This is a genomic window from Roseibium sp. RKSG952 (assembly GCF_009711355.1).
Map to the genome: position 1 here is coordinate 1 of NZ_SMMF01000655.1, position 3,270 is coordinate 3,270.

Genomic DNA, 3,270 nt, shown 5'->3' on the forward strand with positions numbered 1-3,270 from the left:
TGGTCAGATGATGTCGGAATACGCAGCCCGGTGTATGCTGTTGAAGAACCGTAGCGATTACCACCGGCCACATCTGCCTTGGCTTCCGCATTCGCTTTACCGCACAAACAGCGAAGCAATGCCAATCCATCGGCGTCTTTATACCGATGCCGAACTCAGTGTTCTCGAAAGAAGACGTATGCGTGGCTGGTGGCTTGAAAAAGCATTGCCCAAAACACCGATGGCCGGGCAGAAATTGGTGCAGTCATGGATTGGACGCAGCGTCGAAAAAAGATGAAATTGCATAAGTATTTTTCACGAAGACGGAAGACTCTAATAGAATGCGTACTAAAAACGCCGATATTACTGCTGATTTACGGCGGAATAATTATGTATTTCAATATCGATAGAAAGCGAACTTGGTCCCTCCCCAACAGGTCATGTTCACAAAATTGCTCCCGACTTCATAACCCGCTTGGCGGGTTATTTTTTATTCCAAAATACTAATCAGTAAGTTGGCACAACTCATGGCATCTTATTTGGAAAGACGCGAAGGCCGCACGGCATCGGGCAATATCAACACTCCTGGCCAATTCTGACATCTATTCGGCATCAGAACCCCTGGGGTAAAATTAGGGTTGTATATTGTCTGGGGGTCTTCAGACGCTACGACAACGTAGTTGGAGGGAGTGAATTGAAAACGCTAGCTTTGAGTGTCGTCGGTGTCGGTGTCGTCGTTGCGGCATATCTCGTGTTTATATTCGCGGATGGACCTGCACAGGCTGAACTGAAGCTTCATGGATACGACCCGGTATCCTATTTCAATGCTGCAACACCGGCAGAGGGATCGCCGGAGTATTCCGCTGTTCATGATGGTGCACGTTATCATTTTGTGAACGCCGAAAACCGCTCGGCGTTTTTGAAACAGCCGGACAAATTCAAGCCTGAGTATGATGGCCACTGCTCTTACGGCGTGAGCCTTGGCCAGAAATTCGACATTGACCCGCTTGCATACAGGGTGGTCGACGATCGGCTCTTCCTTCAATTAGATGCCGGAACGCGCGATGTCTGGTTGGAGGCGGAACAAGAAAACATCCGCTTGGCCGACAGCAATTGGCCGCAGCTCCGAGCCACTTCAAACTGAGCCAGATATTTGTCTGGCTGCAATGGCGTTCCAAAGAAGAAACGAATCGTTCAGCATGCCAAGGCAATCCGTTCAAAACCGGTATTTCTTGATCGCTGCTCCAATAGCGTTTTTCGCAATCCTCGCTGTCGCGCTGTGGAATGCGAAAACCGTGTACGACAATCAGGTCATCAAACTTGATGAGAAACTGGAACGCATTTTACAGAACCAAACGATTGTCATGTCACGCGCAATGGGGGATCGGGACGAACGTCTGCTCAAATTGATAGGCGCGAGCCTGGTTGCGGACCCGGATATCGTTTTTGTTCATATCAACGACGAAACCGGTAACACAATTGCCAGCTTGGGTCGAAAAGCCACCCATGGCACCTCGATGGCGCAACAAATCAATGTCCGGCGCGATGGCAAACTCACTGATGGTGGAAGCCTCGAACTAGGGATCACTTACAAGCCTGCACGGGAGCTCTTGCAGGAGTCTCTCGTTTTTTCTGCCTTTAGCGCATTTCTAGCGATTTTTGCAATTTGGCTCGGCGGTTTTTTGGCGTTCCGATACATGGTCGGTCGCCCGATAGAAACACTTCATCAATTGATCGATGGGTGGAAAACCAATCAGTGGAGCACTCCAAAACAACCACTTCCGAACAATGAATTTGGTTCATTGACTGCAGCTTTTGTTGAATTGCACGAAACGGTGCAAGCGCGGGAAAGTGAGCTGAAGTCTATTAAAGCCGGTTTGGAGATCCGGGTAGCTGAGCGGACTGAAGAACTACGGAAATTGGCCTCAACTGACGCCCTGACGGGTTTGGCAAACCGAAGAGCTGCCCTGGAGTTTGCCGAAGGCTGCCTGAGCCGCGCCGCCGCTATCGGCGAGGCCGTTGTGGTTTTTGCAATCGACCTGGATTACTTCAAAGCATTGAACGACCAGCATGGGCATGCGATCGGTGACCAAATGCTTTGCCACGCATCCCGGCAAATCGAAGCCTCCATGCCCGATAAAGCCTTGGTCGCGCGCATGGGTGGGGACGAGTTCATCGCAATTGCGCCTTGTTCTGTGGGGGCTGCGGTCTTTATCGAAAAAACTGGCGATGTCCTTGTCGAGAAGCTCTCTTTGCCGGTCATACTGCAGCAAGTCGAATGTCAGATTGGCGCGAGTGTCGGGGTCGCAACAGAGAAATCCGGGGGTACAAGCTTCGAGAAGCTTTTGGCGAATGCAGATCTGGCGCTTTACGATGCCAAAAATAACGGCCGTGGAACATCTTGCCAGTACGATGCAGACAAACATACCGCGCTAAAGTCTCGGCGTAGCTTGGCCGATGAAATCACTCAAGCCATCTATAATCACGACTTCGAGCCTTACTTTCAGCCACAACTTGATTTGTGGTCTGGGGAAATCATTAGCCTGGAACTTCTGGCACGATGGCAGCGAGGATATGAGCAGATCAGTGTGCCCAAGGCGTTTTTGTCCGCAATCGAGGATGGAGGGTTTTCTAACAAGCTGGACATGATGATTCTGGAGAAAGGCCTTGATGCCTTGATTGAATTTCATCGTTGTGGAGCTCCGAACTTGAGAGTGTCAGCAAACGCTTCCACAGCCTCTCTGCACAGCCCGGTTTATGTCGAGCACGTCCTCTCAGCATTGAAGAAACGCAATTTGCCTGCCAGCTGTCTGGCGATTGAGGTCCTGGAAGAAACCATGATCCGGGATCCCTACAATGAAGCTGCGAAGACGATTCAAAGGCTAAGCCACGCCGGCGTCCGTATTGAGTTGGATGATTTTGGAGTGGGTTACTCTTCACTTTCTCAATTGGCGCTTTTGCCGCTGCATGGTTTGAAGCTCGATCGCTCGCTGGTAAGTCCGCTCCCAGGAGGTCAGACGGAAGAAATTGTACGCGCGATTTCGGCCCTCTGCAAAGAACTCGATATCAGCATCACCGCAGAAGGCATTGAGACACAGAAACAATTTGAGGTGCTGCATGATTTGGGTTGCGACTTTGTTCAGGGGTATTTGATCTCGCCACCACTGTCTTTCTCGGGAGCGCTCTCATGGATCCAATCAAGCAGATCCAAAAGACTAATTCGCAAATCGCATCCTGTATTAAAATCAATTACATAATTAAGGGTCAGAACAAGATTTGTAAAAAATCCTG

The 3,270-nt window shown here is 50.1% G+C and carries 3 protein-coding genes; all 3 read left to right on the forward strand.

Features of this window, described 5'->3' with window-relative positions:
• Positions 1-277: hypothetical protein (locus E1297_RS03390; protein ID WP_209015624.1), on the forward strand; the 277-nt coding region annotated here is incomplete at its 5' end.
• A 396-nt stretch (positions 278-673) separates the two neighbouring features.
• The gene (locus tag E1297_RS03395; protein WP_155133880.1) at positions 674-1,123 is read left to right on the forward strand and encodes a YHS domain-containing (seleno)protein; all 450 of its coding nucleotides are present in this window, start codon (positions 674-676) and stop codon (positions 1,121-1,123) included.
• Complete coding sequence (locus E1297_RS03400) at positions 1,044-3,236, forward strand: bifunctional diguanylate cyclase/phosphodiesterase (RefSeq protein WP_196223172.1); 2,193 nt, start codon at positions 1,044-1,046, stop codon at positions 3,234-3,236. The genes E1297_RS03395 and E1297_RS03400 overlap by 80 nt, the downstream gene beginning before the upstream one ends.
• The last annotated feature ends 34 nt before the right edge of the window (positions 3,237-3,270 follow it).

Bases quoted from the DNA above. Each gene is read 5' to 3' on its own strand.
- E1297_RS03400 (WP_196223172.1), top strand. From the start codon at position 1,044: ATGTCTGGTTGGAGGCGGAACAAGAAAACATCCGCTTGGCCGACAGCA.